Genomic DNA, 19,086 nt, shown 5'->3' with positions numbered 1-19,086 from the left:
ATGAAAGCACAAACAATTGAATATCTAGCACTCAATAAAACGCCCCGCAGTGCCATCCTTATTACAAGCCCATTTACAGGTAAAGTAATACCGCTTCAAGAACACCCCGAACCTATTTTTAGGTTTGGTATTCTCGGTCCTGGTATTACTGTAAAGCTCAGTAGCCACAAAATTTTAGCCCCGTTTGATGGCACGTTATTACAAGTAAAAAACGCAGGTACTGAGTTTATTTTACAGGCTAAAAATGGTTTAAAAGTTTTAATCAACTTAACTATTACCGGTTCGCAATCAATTACACATACTCATATTGCACAATTAAATGGTAGTGAAATAAGTAAAGGCCAGCGCCTCGCTTATTTTGATTTACGCGAACTAGAAACGCCTATGCTGGCCAGTTTAATCTTACTTAACGGCCATAATCTCGGCACATTTCATTACTCACATTCGCATGTAAATGCGGATGTAGATACCTTATTAACTATTATTAAGAAGAACTAAATTTATGATCACTCTATACGGTATTAGCAATTGCGACACGATAAAAAAAGCAAAAAAATACTTAGCCGACAACAACATCGAATTTACGTTTCATGATTACCGCAAAGATGGCGTAGATGAGCAAATGGTAAGTGATTTTGCAGATAAACTCGATTGGGAACAGCTTGTTAATAAACGTGGCACAACTTATCGCGCACTAACTGATGAGCAAAAACAGAGTTTGACTAAAGAAAGTGCTATCCCATTGTTAGTTGACCAACCTGCAATGATCAAACGCCCAGTACTTATTAACAATGGCAGTTACCATTTAGGTTTTAAAGCAGCTCAATACGATGAGATATTTAAATCATGAAAGATGATGTAATTAAACTCGCCCAAGCACTAATACAACGTGAGTCAGTAACGCCCGAGGATGCTGGCTGCCAACAGATGATGAACGACCGCCTTGCTGCGGTTGGTTTTAATATTGAGTCATTATTTTTTACCGACACATTAAATACATGGGCTCGAAAAGGCACACAATCACCGCATTTTTGTTTTGCAGGCCACACTGATGTTGTGCCAACAGGCCCAGAGAAAAATTGGCAACACCCGCCGTTTTCAGGATTAATAAAAGACGGTTTATTACATGGGCGCGGCGCTGCCGATATGAAAGGCTCGTTAGCTGCAATGCTTGTTGCAACCGAGCGGTTTGTTACTAAACATCCAGATCATAAAGGCTCAATTTCTTTTTTAATAACCTCTGACGAAGAAGGCCCGTTTATAAACGGGACTACCCGTGTAATTGATACGCTAGAGGCGCGCGGTGAAAAAATTGATATGTGCCTAGTAGGCGAGCCTTCATCACGAGATGTATTAGGTGATGTTGTTAAAAATGGCCGCAGAGGTTCACTTACCGCTTTTTTAACCGTTGAGGGTGTACAAGGGCATGTCGCCTATCCACATTTAGCACAAAACCCAATTCACCTAGCAACCCCTGCCCTTACTGAGCTTAGCCAAACGGTGTGGGATAACGGAAATGAATACTTCCCTGCTACCAGCTTTCAAATTTCAAATATTAATGGCGGCACAGGTGCAGGCAACGTGATCCCGGGTGAGCTAGAAGTACAGTTTAACTTTAGATTTAGCACGCAAGTAACACATGAGCAATTACAACAACGTGTAAATGACATACTACAAAAGCATAACTTAAATTATGAATTAAGCTGGATAGTAAATGGCTTACCTTTTATTACCGAGCACGGCCCACTTGTTGATGCCACAGTAAAAGCGATTAAATCAGTAACCGGTTTAACCACAAACCTAGAAACTACCGGCGGCACATCAGATGGTCGCTTTATTGCACAAACAGGTGCTAAAGTAATTGAACTTGGCCCACGTAACGAAACTATTCATAAAGTAGATGAATGCGTAAGTACCGATGATTTAATAGCCCTTACCGACATTTACGAGCAAATACTAGAGCAACTTTTAGCATAATGGATGTAACTAAACCAACATCGATAATGTGTATCACAGGGCAAAGTGATACACATTTAACTGACATACAAAATCATCGCTTGCACAGCGCTATTATTAGCGACTTTTTAGCGCTGCAAAGTGCAGCTCAAAAAGCGGGATTTGATCTTACTATTGCCTCAAGTTTTCGCGACTTTGAACGCCAGTCAATTATTTGGAATAATAAGTTTTTAGGTATTCGACCTGTTTATAATAAACAGCAAAAGGTTGTAAATTTAACTAAATTAAATGATGTAGATAAATGCATAGCAATAATGCTCTACTCTGCACTACCTGGCGCAAGCAGACACCATTTAGGGACTGACTTAGATGTGTTTGATAAAGCTGCGGTCAGTGATGATTATAAGCTACAGCTAACACCTGATGAATACTTGCAAGGTGGGCCGTTCGCACCTTTAAGTAATTGGCTTGATTCTAACTTAGTTAAATTTGGTTTTTATCGCCCTTACCAGCATGATTTAGGTGGCGTAGCACCTGAGCTTTGGCATATAAGCCATATTAAGCAATCACAATTATTAGTGAATAAACTTAGCGAGCAAGTACTTTTTGAGTGCATAAAAAACAGTGAACTACAGGGTAAGCAGGCAATACTTGATAACTTACCTGCTATTTATAAACGCTTTGTAACAAACGTAAGCCCACACCTAAAAGAAGGTTAGGTTTTATTAAGCCTTCTTTTTATTTAAAATAAACACCAGCACGGCCCCTAATATTAACGAGCTTGCTACTATAAACTCAATTGTTACCTGCTCTGATAAAAACATAACACCAGCAATGGCAGCAAGTACCGGCACACAAAGTTGCACAACCGCAGCTTGGGTACTTTTAAGTAGTGGCATTGCTACATACCAAACACTATAACCAACTCCAGACGCTATTGCCCCCGAGGCACACGCAAGTAACACCCCTTCAATACTCATATTTTTTAAATAACTCATACCTACAAGTAATAAAACAGGGATAGCAACTAAGCTTCTTATAAAGTTAAACCCAGTAGTACGCAGTGGCGATACGCACACTTTACCGCGAATACTGTATATACCCCATGCCACACCACTGAGTGCCATAAGTGATGCACCTAATAATGAAGGCACAGCTGCAGATGGCAGCATTAAATATACAAAACCAGATAACGCCACTATAAATGCACACCACTGAAGTACGCTTAATTGCTCTTTTTGATAAATACCCCAGCCAATCATAGTAAGTTGCACAGCGGAAAATAAAATTAGTGCACCGGTACCGGTATCTAGCTCTACGTAGGCAATCGAAAAACAAAGCGCGTAAACAAGCAGGCTAATACTGCTTCGCCAGCTTCCTCTGTCACTTAAAATAGCGGGATTGAATGTGCCTTTACGTTTTAAATTATGGGTATAAATAGCCATTATAATGCCCAAACATGCAGCCCCACTAAGTAAGCGAATAACAGTAAAGTTCCAAGCATCTATATAACCTTCTGCTAAGGCCATTCTGCAAAAAAGAGAATTTGCGGCAAACGCAATTAAAGCAATTAATGTGTATATGGTGGCTTTCAAAAAAATTCCTTCGCAACGAAAAATAACTATATTGTTTTAACTCACTCGCTAATTAACCAACCACGTTCAAGCCATTGATTAATTTTAGTAATTAAAAACCCAGCGATTTGCTCACCAGGGAGTTCATTTAAACAGGATTGACATAACTGTGCAAAGGGTGTGTTTTGTTTTAATAAACTCAGTAAGCGATATTCTTGTGCATTAACGCTTAAATACTGTGTACGTCTTTGAGCATCACGTGCTACAACCCAAAAGCGAGGTTCTGAGACTCTTGGCTCTGGCGGTGTTTGCTTTTGTTTTATTGCCTGCCAACTTTCAACCGCCAACGTATTAAACGCAACTAACTGTACACTTGGATGTAATTTTAATAGTAAATTTGGCCATTGTTGAGGTTCAATACTTTCAAGCTCTGATACATTAAGTAATGTTTTATCGCTTGCATCAAAAGTACTTAGTAATAGTCGTTCAAATTTGGCTATATCTGCAAGTATGGGGTAATCACTAAAAGGAGTATTAGCGGCTAAATAATCTGGTAGTTGCTCTGCAAAAATTCGTAGTGACGTATGAGTTGAAGGATATAAAGCTAAATAACCATCAACCATCATCTCAAATAAATCATCACCTAAGTAAATGCCCAGCTGTTCGTGATCTTGCTCAATCACGGCTCTTAAGCGAATTTTATAAGCGCTTTGATAAATAGAGAGTCGCTGTTGTGTATTTAACTGCCCTTGCTGCGCAATTTGCTCGCTAATATCCGAACTTTCTCCTTGCAGTAAATCCATAAACTGTTGTTGCAGCTTTGCTAAATCACTCATGATCTTACATCCCAAAATGGTTTCACTAGCGCTTTAGCATGCTCAAGCTCAGTAATTAAATCATCAAGGGAGCCAATATTATCATCGCGTTCAATCATGGTACTTACCGGATTTAATGTTTTTGCATACTGAGCATATAAGTCCCACACCGCATAGGGAACATCTTCATCGTGCGTATCTATAATATGCGTACCAAAGTCTTGATGTCCTGCTAAGTGAATTTGCGCAATAGCAGTACTCGGAATAGCCGATAAATAATCCATTGCATTAAAGTCGTGATTTCGTGCACTTACATAAACATTATTTACATCCATTAAAAACTTACAGCCTGTTTGCTTATGTAATTGCGCTAAGAATTCCCATTCACTCATTTGTGAATCGTTATAGGTTAAATAGCTCGATACATTTTCAAAAATCATTTCGCGCCCTAGGTAGTCCTGAACTTGAGAAATCTTATTTGCTAAATGATCAAGCGCTTCTGGGGTGTAAGGCATTGGTAGTAAATCGTGGCTATTAATACCGCCCACTTGGGTAAAACATAAATGATCAGACACCCACTGCGGCTCAACCCTCGCAATTGTGTTTTTTAACTGATTTAAGTAGTCCTTATTAATAGGGTCAATACTACCAATCGACATTGATACCCCATGCATAACAATCGGATAATCTGCTCTTATTTTATTTAAATAATGCCAAGGTTTTCCACCGGCTACAAAATAGTTTTCTGAGATAATTTCAAACCAATCTACAGCTGGTTTCTCTGAAATAATTTGCTCAAAATGCGGGGCTCTCAGTCCTAAACCAAAACCTAAAAAACGATTTGTCATAAACTTCCTTAATAAGCCTGAATAAAAAAACACATCGTTCAGGCTTATTTTATGCGTTCGATAAATTGGTATTAGCTACCTACAGAACCACCAATATCACCACATGCTTTTGCAGGCATTGATACAAAACCGGTGCCTTTACATGATGCATGTCCAGCACAAGCATTATTAGCAGTCTTACAATCGTTATGACCGCCACACACATTTACATCGTTACAATGTACTAAATCTGCTTTAGCTACACTGCCAACCCATTTATCTTTTACTGTACCGCCAACGTCAGCACATGATTTTGCAGGCATTGCTACAAAACCAGTCCCTTTACATGACGCTTGACCTGCACATGCATTCTCAGCTGTTTTACAATCGTTATCGCCACCACATACATTCGCATCATAACAATGAACTAAATCAGTTGTTGCGCCATTACTAGCAACTGCACTTGATGTTGCCGTTTCTGCCTCTGTTGCATTACAACCAACTAAACCTGCTACCATTACAGCCATTGCTGCACCTGTAAACTTTTTCATTTTTTAATTCCTCTAAGTGATATAACTCTTAGCAAGACCGCTAAAGCGAAAATACTATTTCAGTGGAGTGATAATAAACCAAAAAAAATTCACACTTTGTTCACTAATGTCACTTTATATTTCTTTATTAGCAGGCAGTTTTACTCTACGATTTTTTACAATATTTCACACATTTAGCTAAAAATAGTATGTTAATGTATACAGGTAAATTAAGAGGAGTGCTCAGTGCGCCGCAGTATAATTTTAAGCTTTTGTTTTATTTTAAGTGGGTGTAGCACAATGGGTTTTAATGACCTATTTAATGACTATGCCACACAAATGACACCAATAAGAAATGCGATCGAGAAAAACAACATCGAAGAAGCGCAATCCCTTATTGCTAATAATAGCACCCTGCACAGCAGCTACTTACTCAACCAACTTGAGCAAGCTCGTTTAAACGACTTAGCAAATACACCAGATGATGCACAAAGTAAATTTGAGAACGTGTATACGCAAATGCAAAAAAAGCGTGAAGCCGCCAAAATACAAGTTAGTGCGGGCCTTGAACAAAGTAACGCTTTATTTACCAACGACTCAGCAATAACTTATGTGCCACCCGCTTACGAAATGAGCATGCTTCATAGTTATAAAGCACTTAACTACGTGTATAAAAATGATGTTGAAGGCGCATTGGTCGAAATTCGCCGAGCTAATAAAGTACAAGTTGATGCGCTTAGCGAGAATGAAGCAGAAGTAGACTCAACCGTTAAAGAAGCTCAGCAACACTACCCAAGCATGAGCAATGTAACCAGAAACATAAAAAATGGCTTTCAAAATGCCTACACATTTTACTTATCTGCTTTGCTTTACCAAAGTGCTAAACAATACGACGACGCCTATATCGATTATAAAAAAGCATTGGCTATACAACCTAACAATATTTATTTACAGCAAGATGTGATGCGCCTTGCTAAAAAACAAGGGTTTGACCAAGATCTAAATGAATTTAAAAAACGCTTTGGCGATACGCCCACTATTTCTTCATCACAAGGCGAAGTAATTGTTTTATTTGAACAAGGATTAGTACCAAAACAAGATGAATTTAAACTGCGCTTGCCAATTTATTCATCACGTGGCGATGCACGCTTTTACAGCTTGGCGATGCCGGTATATAAAGATAATGCCTATGTGCGCCGCCTTAACAATATAAATATAGATGCACAAAGCTTGGCGCTTAGCCCACTGGTACACATTGAGGCACTTGCAGCTAAAACTCTAGAAGATCAAATACCTGCAAAAGTCGCTCGCCAAGTACTCAGATTAGTAGCCAAAGAGAAAGTACGGGCAGAACTTGCTCGCAGTGCCGGTGATGTAGGTAACATACTTGCTAATATTTATAATTTGGCGTCTGAGCAAGCTGATACACGCAGCTGGCTTACACTTCCAAATCAAATAAGTGTCGCAAGGCAAAGCCTAAATACAGGTGAGCATTCTGTGCATATAGGCACACAAGCACCCATAAATTTTACCATTAGTAAGCAAGGGTTAACGTTAATTTACTTAACCTCTATTAATAACTACTTTAATTACCACGTAGTTCAACTTTAGGAGCCATCATGAAATACATAGCGCCATTATTAGCAGCCTTAATGCTCAGTGCATGTTCCAGCCAACCGGTTACATCGGGTATTTCTGTTGAACAAAATAAAAACCAGTTTAATGAGCAATTACGTGTAGATAACCCAGAGCTTGGTAAAAAGCTGGCCATTACTGATGTGAAAACACGTCAAACCAACCAGTTAACCGATGTGGTAGTGACACTTTCGAGCCAGTATAAAAAATCACAGTATTTACAGTATCAATTTAATTGGTTTGATAAAGACGGCTTTGTTATTAAAGGCAACCACTCACCTTGGCAAGCACTCACCTTATTTGGTTTTGCAAAAACACAATTACCGGGCTTAGCACCGAGCTCTGATGCGGTTACCTTTTCTTTAGCAGTAAGAGAAGTGTCTACCGAATCACAAGAATTTAAAGATTAAAGGAAACAACCATGATCATCAGTAACAAATTTAAAACAGCATCAACTTACGCTTTAGTTGGCCTGAGCGCTTTAGTATTAAGTGGCTGTGCTAATAAAGCCGTAGTAAGTTATGGCGACGCACAAGCAGTAGAAACAACCGATATTAATTTTGGCTCTACCGACTTACAAAAAGTAGCGAGCCAAATGACCGATTCATTACTCAGCTCACCCGTTGTTGGCACAATGACCGCTAATAAACGCCCCGTAGTATTTGTTGAGCGTATTAAAAATAAAACTAGTGAGCACATTGATACTGAATCAATCACCGATTCAATCTCAACGCAAATGCTACGCAGTGGTAAGTTCCGTTTTGTAGATATGACGCGTGTTGAGTCAGTACGTGAGCAATTAACGTTTCAAAACGAAGATGCCCTGGTTAACCCTGCAACAGCCGTTGCATTTGGTAAACAAATTGGCGCGCAATATATGTTATACGGAAATTTATCGAGCATAGTTAAATCAAATGCCGATAAATCAGACGTATACTATAAATTTACGATGCGTTTAATGGATATGGAAAGCGGCCTAGTTGAATGGGCTGACGAAACTGAAATTCGTAAAACTAAAGAAAAATCGACATTTGGTTGGTAGTTACTAAGCCTTTACGGGCTAATAAGCCCATAAAGGCTACCAATAGGAGATTATTATGAAAGCTATAATATTAATAATGTGTGCCCTACTTAGTGTGAGCGCGCCAACTTTTGCTCAATACGAGCGCAATAAAGCAGTCCCTGTGCAGCAAGTTTTATTTGGTGACGTAAAATCGGTACGCAATATTACCGAACAAGAAATCATTCAAGACAAAAACAACGGCTGGAAAACCTTCGGCGGTGCATTACTCGGTGGTGTTGTAGGCAACCAGTTTGGTGGCGGTAGCGGCCGCACAGTAGCAACAATATTAGGCTCGGTAATTGGCGGCAGTGTTGCACACAATAGGCAGCAGCAAAGTCATTATCAGCAAAATCATTTTGTAGAGTTATTAATACAAGTTGAAAACGGCGACCAGTTTATGGTTGTTCAAGATCAAGACCAATCAATGCGCTTTAGCAAAGGCGATAATGTAAGATTAGTGTACTTGAACGACAACACGGTGCGTGTAGATAAAGCGTACTAGCCAATATATTCATGACTAAAGTAAAAAAACGAGCCAAATTTGGCTCGTTTTTTTACTTTTTAAATAACTATACTTGGCGATAGTCTTTAAAAAAACGCTTCATTTTTAACATCGCATCCGATAAATCATCTTTGCTTGGTAAAAATACCAATCTAAAATGATCCGGCTCGGGCCAATTAAACGCCCTGCCATGTACAAGTAATATTTTTTCGGCTTTTAGCAAATCGTACATCATCTTTTCATCATCTTTAACGTTAAAAAGTGCTGTATCTACTTTGGCAAACGCATAAAGCGCGCCTTTAGGTTTTTTACAACTAATGCCTTCAATAGCGTTTAACCCGCGCCATGCTATATCGCGCTGCTCGTATAAGCGCCCGCCTGGGTTAATTAAATTATCAATTGATTGCACGCCGCCCAACGCTTGTTGAATTGCATATTGCGCAGGTACATTGGCGCACAAACGCATAGATGAAAGTATTTCAAGACCTTTGCGTAAATCATCCATTACCGAGGTACGACCGCTTAGAACCATCCACCCCATTCTTAGCCCCGCTGCACGGTAGGTTTTTGCTAAACCATTAAAAGTAATGATTGGTACATCATCACACAGTGAGCCGATTGAAGTATGCGTTATACCATCGTATAAAATCTTTTCGTAAATCTCATCGCTCAATAACAGCAGTTTATGTTCACGCGCTATATCAATTAATTGCATTAACAAATCATCACTGTAAACCGCACCTGTCGGATTATTAGGATTAATTAATACCAAAGCTTTAGTTTTAGACGTTATTTTGCTTTTTATATCTGCAATATCCGGAAACCAATCTTGCTCTTCATCACATAAATAATGCACCGGATTACCACCCGATAATGTGACAGAAGCAGTCCAAAGTGGATAATCTGGAGCTGGAATAAGCACTTCATCGCCATTATTTAATAGCGCTTGGGTGATCATCTGAATAAGTTCGCTTACGCCATTACCAATATAGATACTATCTACATCTAAATTATGTAATCCACGTTGTTGGTAGTGCTGATAAATAGCCACGCGGGCTGAATAGAGGCCTTTAGAGTCACAGTAACCTTGGGCTGAATATAAGTTGCGGATAATATCGCGGTGCATATCTTCTGGCATATCAAAACCAAAAGCAGCTGGATTACCTATATTCAATTTTAATACTTTTTGACCTTCGTCTTCCATTTTTTTAGCTTGTGCTAAAACCGGCCCACGAATGTCATAACATACACCTTCTAATTTGTGACTCTTTTTAATATCAGACATTTTTACCTCTTTAGGGCGTATTGACTTTATGGATTAAATTTGTTCAACCTAGGGGCGATTTAATCGCGGCGCGAGATTTGTAACCTAGTGGGCTAAGTAAAAATTGAGTAACAAAGAGAAAATAGCCCCTAGGAAGAACCCTCTGGGCAATGCGTGTTTGGATTTTATGTGTTGTTATCGCCTATTTATGTGGAAAAACCACACTGCATAGGCTCTGCCTAACCTAAAAACCAGACACTCGTTGCAAATTCAATCCCGAAAGATCAACACGCCCTAGTGAGTCTTTAGACTAACCTAGTAAAGGCGTAAAATGCCAGTCAATTTAGGTGCTTAATACTGAAATAAATTCACGTTTCGGCTTCAATAATTAACGAGATGCTAACCATTCATTTAGCTTAGCTTGAGAGCCTGTTACTTGAGCCATTAAGCTATTAGATGCGTCGATAGCTTCAGCTAAGTTATCTAGGTTTAAATTTTGTTCAATAACACGCGATACTTCAGCAAGGCTTGAAGCTCCAAACTGCGCCGCATTCGATTTTAAGCTATGGGAGTGGCGAATAGCTGCTTCTTTATCTTTACCAATGGTTGCTAACACTTCTGAGCCCAAACGTTCAAACTCTGAGCAGCAAAAATCAAGTGTATCAGCAAACTGCTCACCCAATAACGATTCCATACTCTCTAATGCTGATGTATCAATATTTATTTCTGTCATATTTTAAGCCCTTAAAACAATCCATGTAAGTTACAGTTTAATAGTACTACTTTATATTGATGCGTAAAAAAAACCAACTTAATTACCTTATAAATGTATAATTGCGAGGATCATACTGGCAACAAAAAGTTTATTAAATGGCACGCACACTTTGTAATCATTGTAACTTTTCAATAAACACCTGTATTTGCAACGCAATTACAAATATAAACAACAAAGTTACGGTTATTATTCTACAGCACCCGAGTGAAGAAAAAATAGCAAAAAATACCGCTAAACTACTCAATTTATGCCTAACTGATTGCCAAATAATCAAAGGCGAAAATAATGATGACTTTTCCATACTAAAAACACTGCCAGTAAGCTCAACTGTTTTACTCTACCCTAACGAACACGCTGTAAATTTAGACGATAACACTGAGCAGCCAAATGTAAAAAACATCACCCATTTAATCGTGGTTGATGGCACATGGAAAAAAGTCTACAAAATTTTGCAGCTCACCACATTACTAAATCAATTTAAAACGGTCAGTTTTAAACAGCTACCTAAAAATCGTTATGCTATTCGTAAAGCTCCTCGGGCCGACAGCCTATCCACACTTGAAGCTGTAGCGCATAGTTTGTTTTTAATAGAGCAGCTAAATCCCGCACCACTTTATAATGCGCTAAATGAATTAATACAAAAACAAACCCAACACATGCCTGAGCACGTAAAAGCACGTTACTTAGATTAAATTCGTTACTATATGAAACTTGCAATGCGTAACTACCCTAACAGACTAAAACGTGGCTTTACTCGCCAAGGACCCGACTATCGCTTTGACGACCAAGTCGACTTTAGCGATATAAGAGATACCTTCGGCTTTAGGTCAATGGTCATTGGTAAATGGGTAACTAAAGAAGAGCGCTACATTAGCGCCAATTTAATTTACGATGCACTGGCCGACCTTGCGCAAATACTGCATTTACCACCTAAAGCAATTGGCCTGCGCGGCAAGCTTAACTTTGCATTTGGCCATGGTGGTCAAAAAGGCGTGCAAGCTCATTATAATGCAGCCTCTCAAACACTTGCTCTTGCAAAAAATGCAGGCGGTGGTGCACTTGCTCACGAATGGTTCCATGCGTTTGATCATCATATAAGCGAGCACTTATTTGCAGCAAAACCCCGCTTTGGTTTTGCCTCAAAATTATGGCTTTCAAACACGCCTAATTTATCGCATCCACTTAATAATGCTTTGAACAGTTTTTATAAACATGTATTTTTAGATGAAGATGGTATTGATGCAAATAACTTTGTACAAACGTGTATAGAACACGATAAAGCCCACAATATGAATTATATGAGCATGCCCGAAGAGCTTGCAGCACGGTGTTTTGAAGCCTGTATTGAAGGCCACACATATATAAAAAATAGCTTTTTGGTGGGAGGCTTAAAAAGCAGTAATTTAATATACCCAAATGCTCAGCATATTAATAAAACAAATAAAGCGCTTAACCACTATTTTGAACTACTAGGTACTGCGCTTCACAGAGCCTAAACCTCACCAGACACACTACAAACTTCCCAGTATTAATTATATCCTTTTATTATGTAAAATCTTTAAAGTAATTCGTATCGTCGTCTTCAGTTTCATAGATTTCAAAGTCACTTTCCCATCTACAAATAGTCGAGCCATAAAAATCTAAATTTTTATGAGCATGGTTAGGAAATATAAAATCTACATTAGGTGATACTAAATCAGCGTTTAGACTGTTTAGCTTTTGTTTGTACTCGTCGGGCTCATCAATACCACGTAGCTCACTATTCCAAAGCTCATACTCTTCACCGCCATGAATTGCAGTAATAAGTTGATAAGTAACTTCATGGGAAAACATATCACCGGGAATTTTTGACTCAACAACAACTTCTGGCATATTAAACGTGCCATCGGAAGCTGTGATAACCTGATCTTCTTTTTCAATTTTATGTGCAAATTTAAGGCTGCGATTAATTAAAACACCTTCAACGGGATTGCCGTTTAAAGTAATAATCCCTTTAACTTCAGAGCACATGTGTACGTCATATTTTTTTATTAAACCAAACATAGTGGTTTGGGCCTCCTTACCTATATTTCTAATTATTTAAAATAAGTTCCATTAATTAAAAAACGAGGAAGTGAATCACTTTCAACCGTTACCTCATTACCCATATCGTGCCACATGCATGCCATACCTAGTAACTGTATGGGTAAGAATGATTCAACCGGAACAGTGTCTGGTTCACTTGCATTCATCCAGTACTTCTCTTGCAACTGCACATTTTTTGCAAGGGTTTCATTAAAATCAAAGCCAATATCTGTAGAAAGTGCGGCAAAGGTTTCTAAATACCCCATCGCTATACCTAATGCCCAGTCATTACCTTGCTCTACCGCCATTTTCATGCCCTCATTAAGTAGCGATGGATAATTCTCTTGTCGGTGATGATAAGCTTGAAACACCTCTACTAATTTATAAGAGACAAGGCCAGACTTAGTGGCACTTTGTTTCATAACTTCAACAGGGAAGCTCGCCAAGCTATTCATACTTTCAGAATCGCGAGTGACCATAGCTAAAAAATAGGCGTCAAGCCACTCTGCAGGATTTGCATAACCTGCCTCTAACATTCCCTTACCATTCCAAGTTACTTCAGGTAAATCGAATATTTTAAAGGTAAGGTCTTGCTCTGGATGCTCTGTAAGCTTCAAAAATGCAGCATACATTTTTGACGCATAACGTAAACCCATTGCAGACTCACTTTCGATTTCGGGTGTTTGAACTTCCCATGTAAGCCAGCGAGAAAAATCAATATACAAACTTGAAAACCTTAATAGACTATCTCTTTTTTTTGATATATTAACAGGAATTTTCTTTATTCTTCTCTTTGGAGACTCTAGCCACTCATCCAACGACACATTTTCAAATTTAGGTTTATATATTCTTTCAACTTTCATTTGCTATCCTACAACTATTGATTAATCGATATCAAATTCTGAAATCACCGGGTATTTTTGACTCAACTACAACTTCTGGCATATAAAACGTGCCATCGGAAGCTGTGATAACCTGATCTTCTTTTTCAATTTTATGTGCAAATTTAAGGCTACGATTAATTAAAACACCTTCAACAGGGTTGCCGTTTAAAGTAATAATCCCTTTAACTTCAGAGCACATGTGCACACTGTATTTTTTTATTAAACCAAACATAGTGGTTTGGGCCTCCTTACCTATATTTCTAATTATTTAAAATAAGTACTATTAATTAAAAACGTGAAAGTAAATGACTTTCAACCGTTACCTTATTAGCCATATCATGTTGAATTCGCGCAATACTCGCAGCAAGTGCAGCTTCATCTGATAGTGCTTACTATTTGAATTGGCTCCCAAAAGAAACCTGTAACGTTACCTTATTTTTTGCTCTACTATCTTGTTTTCATTAAATAAACGCATAAACCAGATAATACCTCTCAGTTACTCGCGATGCTATTTGACCGTTCGATTAAAAAATAGATTCAGCTTTACTTAGCTCTTCACCTTGCATGACCTTTTGCGTAAGTTCGGTGCCCTTACACAGCTTATGCCAGCGAATAACAATCGCTTTGTGATTTAATCGATTCGCTTTTTTATCATCTAAATACAGCACTAAATGGGTGTGGTTACTCATTACTGCATAAGCACACACGTCAATACAAAACACTTTGGCAAGCAAAGTAACTTTTCTTCAACCCAGCCTCTGAGATGCGCGTAATACTTGCCAGAGAATAGTCTTCACTACACTAAAAAGCTCGCCGAACACAACGCGAGGTACAGTGGTAATATTTTGTATCAGTCAAACTTACTTGACGCTTTCTTACGATTGCCATAAGACACCCTGCTTGTTTTTTACACTGAAAAAAACTAGTACTTAGTTAGCCAAACTGTATAAATTAGGATGGGTGTCTTGTTTGTTTTCCCACTATTTAAAGTAGGTGCCGTTGCTATTTTTTGGTTATTTTGAAAAATTTAAAATGGATGCATCTATTTTCCAAAGACTATTCTTTATAAAGCTGGATAATTTTTCGCATAATAATAAAGAGTAATTACCCGCTGTTTATTTATACTATTAGTGTAATTTAAACGAGATAATAAATAAGAAGTACCAAAGCTCTCTCTAGTCCAATTAGCCGATACAAACTCTTTCTCTTTTTGAGAGAATATCTCCCAAGCTGCTTGAGAGGAAAGAAACTTTTCCTTTGCTTCTCCCTTAACAAAGTGTCCGACTAAACGTTTTGCATGTGATAATTTTTCTTCTAAAAACATATTGAAATCACCATATCGATCCCGTAGTTCAATAGAGTCACAATTACACTCGGATATCTTATCTTCGTACACTTTTGCTTCAGTTAAAAAATTATTAACGTAGTCTGGTGCATCAGGATTATCTATAGCAAAGCATGATGAAACGCTCACTAACATGGATAACACGATAATTGCTTTAATTTTATTTACCATCCTTTATAGATCCCTTTTGTATAAATATTCCACTCACTATTTCTGCGATTATTTAATCCCTTCATAACTTCACCTTGAGATTTATTCCATGCTTTCCACGCTAACTCTAGGCTGGAATAAGATGTAATCGCTGTAGGATCATTAATAAGCTTTAACACAGAAGAAAATTTAAAGTTATCACCAATATTAAAAACCAACAGAACTAGTGCATCGAACTGTTGCTGAGTTAGTGGTACTTTTACATGTTGTCTAACTATGTTAACGAATGGAGCTAAATCACTCTTAAATAGAGTTAAAGCATCGCTTTCTGTAATTGGGGTACTATACTTTTGCCAATCACTTTCAGCAATCAAATGGCCATAGCCTATAGTTGCCCCCTCTACCCACGAAGTAATTTCATCTCATCATAAGGTTTTCTTCGAAACCTCTCGATTGACTTTAATAAGTCAACTCCCTAAGTGCTGAATACTATAGATAAATTAGCATTAGTCGAAGCTGCTAGCTTTTCATTGATTTTTCGATGTGTACGCCCATTAGGATCTATTTTTCCATCGGGACGAACAATGTTTAATACTTTACTTTGAAATAATTTAATGGCGGCAATAGTTTTAGAGCTATCTGGGCGAGGGTGTAAGCGACCATCGACGACTAAAGCTTGTGTAAGTGGAATAAGTTTTAGTAATTTATTCAAAGCCGTTTGTACCGTTTTTACATCATTTAAACTGTTAGTGTCGCCCAATCCAACAGATTGAGTTATTCTTATTGATGACATCAATAAAGTCCTTTTCATTAGTATTATATTTTATAATTACAATATTTTAGTGCTGTATTAACAGCTGCTCTCTAAGTGGAAGTCCTTGTTATTTATTAAAGTCAATGACTTAGTTGCTAGTTTAACTATATTTGTTCCCCATTATTCTACAGAGTGTAAAATATGATTCTGTCTACTATTTCAACCTAAATTGTTAACCCTGATGGTGAAGGAAGATTATTCAAATCAAATTTTATTTTCTCCATATATTCCTTAAAGCAATAAACACAGTGTCCTCCACCTGAAAAAGCACTTCTAATTTCATTCGAAAAGCCTTCAGATTCTTGTTCATCTTGAATTATATAATTACTTTTCAAGTTATCGTATTTGAGGTGTATAAAGTATATATCTTCTTCTAAGAACTCACCCTCGTCATATATCTTTAAATGAACTATACCAACATCACTCGCTTCGACTGTTTCTTCCTTTATCCCACGAGATAACATTGCAGATACGGTTGGAATTAACCCTACCTCACCATGCTTTTTACATAAAATAAGGCTCATGATATTCCTTTTTAAAAGTTAACGAGCCAACAGCTTATATTAAGGTTGGCATTTACATTGGTAATTTAATCACGCTCTACTAACCAAGACGGTATATACTCATTTTCAACTTTTACTTTATATTTTTTGTGATCATAAGCTAAAGCGGCTAAAGCTGTTAAAGGTAGAGAAATAGCACCTTGATAATCTACATTGTGATCTTCATGTGAGTAATATTCTTTATGAAGGAGTAGCGCTTTTTCCATTGCTTGATTAAATTCTTCTTCTGCATCAGCAGTGAAAATAGCCTTAATAATCGCAACTAACGGCCACTCTAAACGACTAACAAAGAAATAAGCATCATCGTTATATGCATCAGGATCAAAGCTTTGAATTGTTTGTTTAAGTAAACTGCTTATATTCCCATTTGTAAATATGGCTCGGTAAAGATCTGCTCGACAATAATCGAACTCTTTAGTCTGATTACCAAAGTTTGAGGCTTCAAATGTATTCTTACCAACTAGCATTAGTTCATTTATTGACTCTTGATGGCGTAAAATGATCGCACTATAAAGAACTTGGCACCATACGGATTCATCAGTACGGTATCCTGTTTTCTTGCCCATGACTTCGATATAGCTATTATCCAGAGCAAAGGGAAACGTTTTCCCATCATTCGCATTACTTTGAAATATCCCGACACCTAATTGAGTTGCACGTTGTAAATAAACCCATGCCTTATTTGTTTCTTTAAATTGATGAAAAACATTTTCTTGAGCAAACGCCTTTAAATTTGATTTCATCCAAATATACATTTTTTCTTGAGGGTTTTTTTGAATAACTTGTAACATTCTTTCAGAGCCACTTTTATCAGCACGCCCTGTTATATCACTATGAATTTCTTCATTATTCTTATAATGATTTTTTATCATATAAATCTCTTAAATTTCAAAAATATAAATATCAATTTTATTGCAATTAAACTAGACAGCCATCTTAATTAAACAAAACCATACCTCTAAATTTACTTTTTAGGTTTAAAACTCATATTTACTACTAGGTTATTTTCATTTCATCTATTAAATGACCCATTATCACTATTAAACCTAAATTACGCGCACGGAAATGACTGCATAATTGCAGTTTTAACTTTTAACGATGTGATTTTTAATTTATGCGAGTAGCTTTTTGCAATTACTGATGTTCGCTCGCCGTTTTCTGTTTAAATTTTCACAGTAACTTATTTGTGAGCTAGGCCTGCCTACTGCGCCGTGGAATACACGTGTAAATTGTGTCGTGAGTTTTAACCAGTTTTCGGGGGATATTTAATCTTTCCAACAAAGGAAGGTGGGTATTATCAATGTGGCCGCGTTTGTCCTCTTTTATTATTCGCCCTGTTAATTCAACAAGTTCAAGGTACGATTTAAGCTCAAACGGTAGCCCTTTTGGCATTATCTGGCGTGGCATACCTGCAAAGCGAAGTAATTGTTTTGACTGCTTGCCTTCTTTTGCGCACATTAAGCGTACTTGAGCGCTGGTATGGTCTGATTCTTCTGGTGTATTTGCCATTTTTGCTCTGATGGGGTTTAAATCTACATATGCCATGCAGGCCACCAATGCAGCTTCATCTAATAACGCTTGCGAACTAAAACGTCCCTCCCACAAATTTATAGGGAATAAATTTGAATGCCGTTAGGCAGCCTGAAAGGTGAGCGCCATGGATGGCAGCGAATAAAACCTGCCAGTGCAGTTATCTTCTTTATTTGCCCTGCGCGCAATGTCTTCATTTAACATCCGCATAAACCAGCTAATACTTGATAGACGCTCTCGATATTCATTTACTGTTTGATTGAAAAAGATAAGCTCAACTTTACTTAGCCTTTCACCCTGTATGTACTTTTGCGTAAGTACGGTGCCTTTATAGAGCTTATGCCAGCGAATAACAATCGCTTTATCATTTAGCCTATTCGCTTTCTTATCATCAACATACAAGACTAAGTGCGTATGATTGCTCATAACAGCATAAGCACAGACGTCAATACAAAACACCTTGGCTAACTCAAGCAGTTTGACTTCAACCCACCTTCGTCGATGCGCGTAAGACTTGCCAGTAAAATGGTCTTCACCACATAAAAATGCACGGCGTACGCAACGTGATATACAGTGGTAGTACTTTGTATCAACCAAACTTATTTGACGCTTTCTTGCTATAGCCATAAGACACCCTGCTTGTTTTCACAATGATAAAAGTCTAGTACTTAGTTCGCCAAACTGCAAAATTAGGATGGGTGTCTAGTTTATTTCCTTTTTCTTGAAGATAGAGTTTGTAACAAGCTTGAACACAGACAAACGATGGAAGGAATATTAATAAGGTTGTTCAAGTCG

Annotated in this window: 24 protein-coding genes and 2 pseudogenes; 10 read left to right on the top strand and 16 right to left on the bottom strand. The window is 37.8% G+C overall.

What is annotated here, in order from left to right; genetic code table 11:
- Genes H5090_RS02600 through H5090_RS02585 form a run of 4 tightly spaced genes read left to right on the top strand, consistent with a single transcriptional unit; the run spans position 1 to position 2,675 of the window.
- Positions 1–498, top strand: a complete 498-nt coding sequence (locus tag H5090_RS02600; RefSeq protein WP_002959694.1) for a PTS glucose transporter subunit IIA — start codon at positions 1–3, stop codon at positions 496–498.
- A gap of 4 nt (positions 499–502) precedes the next feature.
- Positions 503–850 carry an ArsC family reductase gene (locus tag H5090_RS02595; protein ID WP_165742933.1) on the top strand — a complete coding sequence of 116 codons (348 nt, stop codon included), beginning with the start codon at positions 503–505 and terminating at the stop codon, positions 848–850.
- The gene (gene dapE, locus H5090_RS02590) at positions 847–1,977 is read left to right on the top strand and encodes a succinyl-diaminopimelate desuccinylase (RefSeq protein ID WP_182694963.1); all 1,131 of its coding nucleotides are present in this window, start codon (positions 847–849) and stop codon (positions 1,975–1,977) included. The genes H5090_RS02595 and dapE overlap by 4 nt, the downstream gene beginning before the upstream one ends.
- Positions 1,977–2,675, top strand: a complete 699-nt coding sequence (locus H5090_RS02585) for a M15 family metallopeptidase (protein WP_182694962.1) — start codon at positions 1,977–1,979, stop codon at positions 2,673–2,675. Before dapE ends, H5090_RS02585 begins: the two co-directional genes overlap by 1 nt.
- Positions 2,676–2,681: 6 nt before the next feature.
- On the opposite strand, the gene H5090_RS02580 is transcribed toward H5090_RS02585, so the two are convergent.
- The 4 genes from H5090_RS02580 to H5090_RS02565 all read right to left on the bottom strand — a co-directional run bounded on the left by H5090_RS02580 (position 2,682) and on the right by H5090_RS02565 (position 5,723).
- Complete coding sequence (locus H5090_RS02580; RefSeq protein ID WP_024595107.1) at positions 2,682–3,551, bottom strand: DMT family transporter; 870 nt, start codon at positions 3,549–3,551, stop codon at positions 2,682–2,684.
- 41 nt (positions 3,552–3,592) lie between these two features.
- Positions 3,593–4,366, bottom strand: a complete 774-nt coding sequence (locus H5090_RS02575) for a DNA-binding domain-containing protein (protein WP_182694961.1) — start codon at positions 4,364–4,366, stop codon at positions 3,593–3,595.
- A complete protein-coding gene (locus H5090_RS02570) occupies positions 4,363–5,193 on the bottom strand; it encodes a DUF692 domain-containing protein (RefSeq protein WP_182694960.1) in 831 nt (276 codons plus the stop codon). Before H5090_RS02570 ends, H5090_RS02575 begins: the two co-directional genes overlap by 4 nt.
- A gap of 71 nt (positions 5,194–5,264) precedes the next feature.
- Positions 5,265–5,723, bottom strand: a complete 459-nt coding sequence (locus H5090_RS02565; RefSeq protein ID WP_182694959.1) for a hypothetical protein — start codon at positions 5,721–5,723, stop codon at positions 5,265–5,267.
- Between the two features lie 225 nt (positions 5,724–5,948).
- Between H5090_RS02565 and H5090_RS02560 the strand changes: the two genes are divergently transcribed.
- The 4 genes from H5090_RS02560 to H5090_RS02545 are packed head-to-tail and all read left to right on the top strand — an operon-like array spanning position 5,949 to position 8,902.
- A complete protein-coding gene (locus H5090_RS02560) occupies positions 5,949–7,313 on the top strand; it encodes a COG3014 family protein (RefSeq protein ID WP_024595111.1) in 1,365 nt (454 codons plus the stop codon).
- An 8-nt stretch (positions 7,314–7,321) separates the two neighbouring features.
- Entirely contained in the window at positions 7,322–7,747 is a 426-nt protein-coding gene (locus H5090_RS02555) for a YcfL family protein (RefSeq protein WP_002959678.1), read from the top strand.
- 11 nt (positions 7,748–7,758) lie between these two features.
- Positions 7,759–8,379, top strand: a complete 621-nt coding sequence (gene lpoB, locus H5090_RS02550; RefSeq protein ID WP_007375407.1) for a penicillin-binding protein activator LpoB — start codon at positions 7,759–7,761, stop codon at positions 8,377–8,379.
- 55 nt (positions 8,380–8,434) lie between these two features.
- A complete protein-coding gene (locus tag H5090_RS02545) occupies positions 8,435–8,902 on the top strand; it encodes a glycine zipper 2TM domain-containing protein (protein ID WP_002959676.1) in 468 nt (155 codons plus the stop codon).
- Between the two features lie 67 nt (positions 8,903–8,969).
- On the opposite strand, the gene H5090_RS02540 is transcribed toward H5090_RS02545, so the two are convergent.
- Positions 8,970–10,187, bottom strand: coding sequence for a pyridoxal phosphate-dependent aminotransferase (locus H5090_RS02540; protein WP_024597609.1), 1,218 nt, complete (start codon positions 10,185–10,187; stop codon positions 8,970–8,972).
- A gap of 367 nt (positions 10,188–10,554) precedes the next feature.
- Positions 10,555–10,899: an Hpt domain-containing protein gene (locus H5090_RS02535; protein WP_002959674.1), complete on the bottom strand. Its 345-nt coding sequence runs from the start codon at positions 10,897–10,899 to the stop codon at positions 10,555–10,557.
- Positions 10,900–11,036: 137 nt separating this feature from the next.
- On the opposite strand from H5090_RS02535, the gene H5090_RS02530 reads away from it, so the two are divergent.
- Both H5090_RS02530 and H5090_RS02525 read left to right on the top strand, forming a co-directional pair.
- Entirely contained in the window at positions 11,037–11,633 is a 597-nt protein-coding gene (locus H5090_RS02530) for a tRNA-uridine aminocarboxypropyltransferase (protein ID WP_024597610.1), read from the top strand.
- 24 nt (positions 11,634–11,657) lie between these two features.
- Positions 11,658–12,437 (top strand): CLCA_X family protein, encoded by a 780-nt coding sequence (locus H5090_RS02525; protein ID WP_182695028.1) that lies wholly within the window; start codon positions 11,658–11,660, stop codon positions 12,435–12,437.
- A 49-nt stretch (positions 12,438–12,486) separates the two neighbouring features.
- Here H5090_RS02525 and H5090_RS02520 read toward each other — a convergent pair whose 3' ends face one another.
- From H5090_RS02520 to H5090_RS02475, 10 genes and pseudogenes are all read right to left on the bottom strand, one after another.
- A complete protein-coding gene (locus H5090_RS02520; RefSeq protein ID WP_182694958.1) occupies positions 12,487–12,984 on the bottom strand; it encodes a DUF6795 domain-containing protein in 498 nt (165 codons plus the stop codon).
- Positions 12,985–13,016: 32 nt separating this feature from the next.
- Positions 13,017–13,868, bottom strand: coding sequence for an immunity 49 family protein (locus tag H5090_RS02515; RefSeq protein ID WP_182694957.1), 852 nt, complete (start codon positions 13,866–13,868; stop codon positions 13,017–13,019).
- 31 nt (positions 13,869–13,899) lie between these two features.
- Positions 13,900–14,121: a DUF6795 domain-containing protein gene (locus H5090_RS02510; protein ID WP_182694956.1), complete on the bottom strand. Its 222-nt coding sequence runs from the start codon at positions 14,119–14,121 to the stop codon at positions 13,900–13,902.
- Between the two features lie 112 nt (positions 14,122–14,233).
- Positions 14,234–14,777: pseudogene (locus H5090_RS02505) on the bottom strand (transposase); the annotation flags it as partial.
- 175 nt (positions 14,778–14,952) lie between these two features.
- Positions 14,953–15,405 (bottom strand): hypothetical protein, encoded by a 453-nt coding sequence (locus tag H5090_RS02500; protein ID WP_182694955.1) that lies wholly within the window; start codon positions 15,403–15,405, stop codon positions 14,953–14,955.
- On the bottom strand, positions 15,399–15,773 hold the full coding sequence (locus tag H5090_RS02495) for a lysozyme (RefSeq protein ID WP_310736301.1): 375 nt from the start codon (positions 15,771–15,773) through the stop codon (positions 15,399–15,401). The genes H5090_RS02500 and H5090_RS02495 overlap by 7 nt, the downstream gene beginning before the upstream one ends.
- Before the next feature lie 86 nt (positions 15,774–15,859).
- Positions 15,860–16,177 (bottom strand): peptidoglycan-binding protein, encoded by a 318-nt coding sequence (locus H5090_RS02490; protein ID WP_182694954.1) that lies wholly within the window; start codon positions 16,175–16,177, stop codon positions 15,860–15,862.
- A 185-nt stretch (positions 16,178–16,362) separates the two neighbouring features.
- Complete coding sequence (locus tag H5090_RS02485) at positions 16,363–16,722, bottom strand: hypothetical protein (protein WP_182694953.1); 360 nt, start codon at positions 16,720–16,722, stop codon at positions 16,363–16,365.
- 65 nt (positions 16,723–16,787) lie between these two features.
- Positions 16,788–17,633, bottom strand: coding sequence for an immunity 49 family protein (locus H5090_RS02480; protein ID WP_182694952.1), 846 nt, complete (start codon positions 17,631–17,633; stop codon positions 16,788–16,790).
- Between the two features lie 240 nt (positions 17,634–17,873).
- A pseudogene (locus H5090_RS02475) lies at positions 17,874–18,918 on the bottom strand (transposase).
- Positions 18,919–19,086: the final 168 nt, after the last annotated feature.

Source organism: Pseudoalteromonas sp. SR43-5 (assembly GCF_014163835.1).
In the GTDB taxonomy this organism is placed as follows: Bacteria; Pseudomonadota; Gammaproteobacteria; order Enterobacterales; family Alteromonadaceae; genus Pseudoalteromonas; species Pseudoalteromonas distincta.
This window is presented reverse-complemented; position numbering and strand designations above follow the sequence as displayed.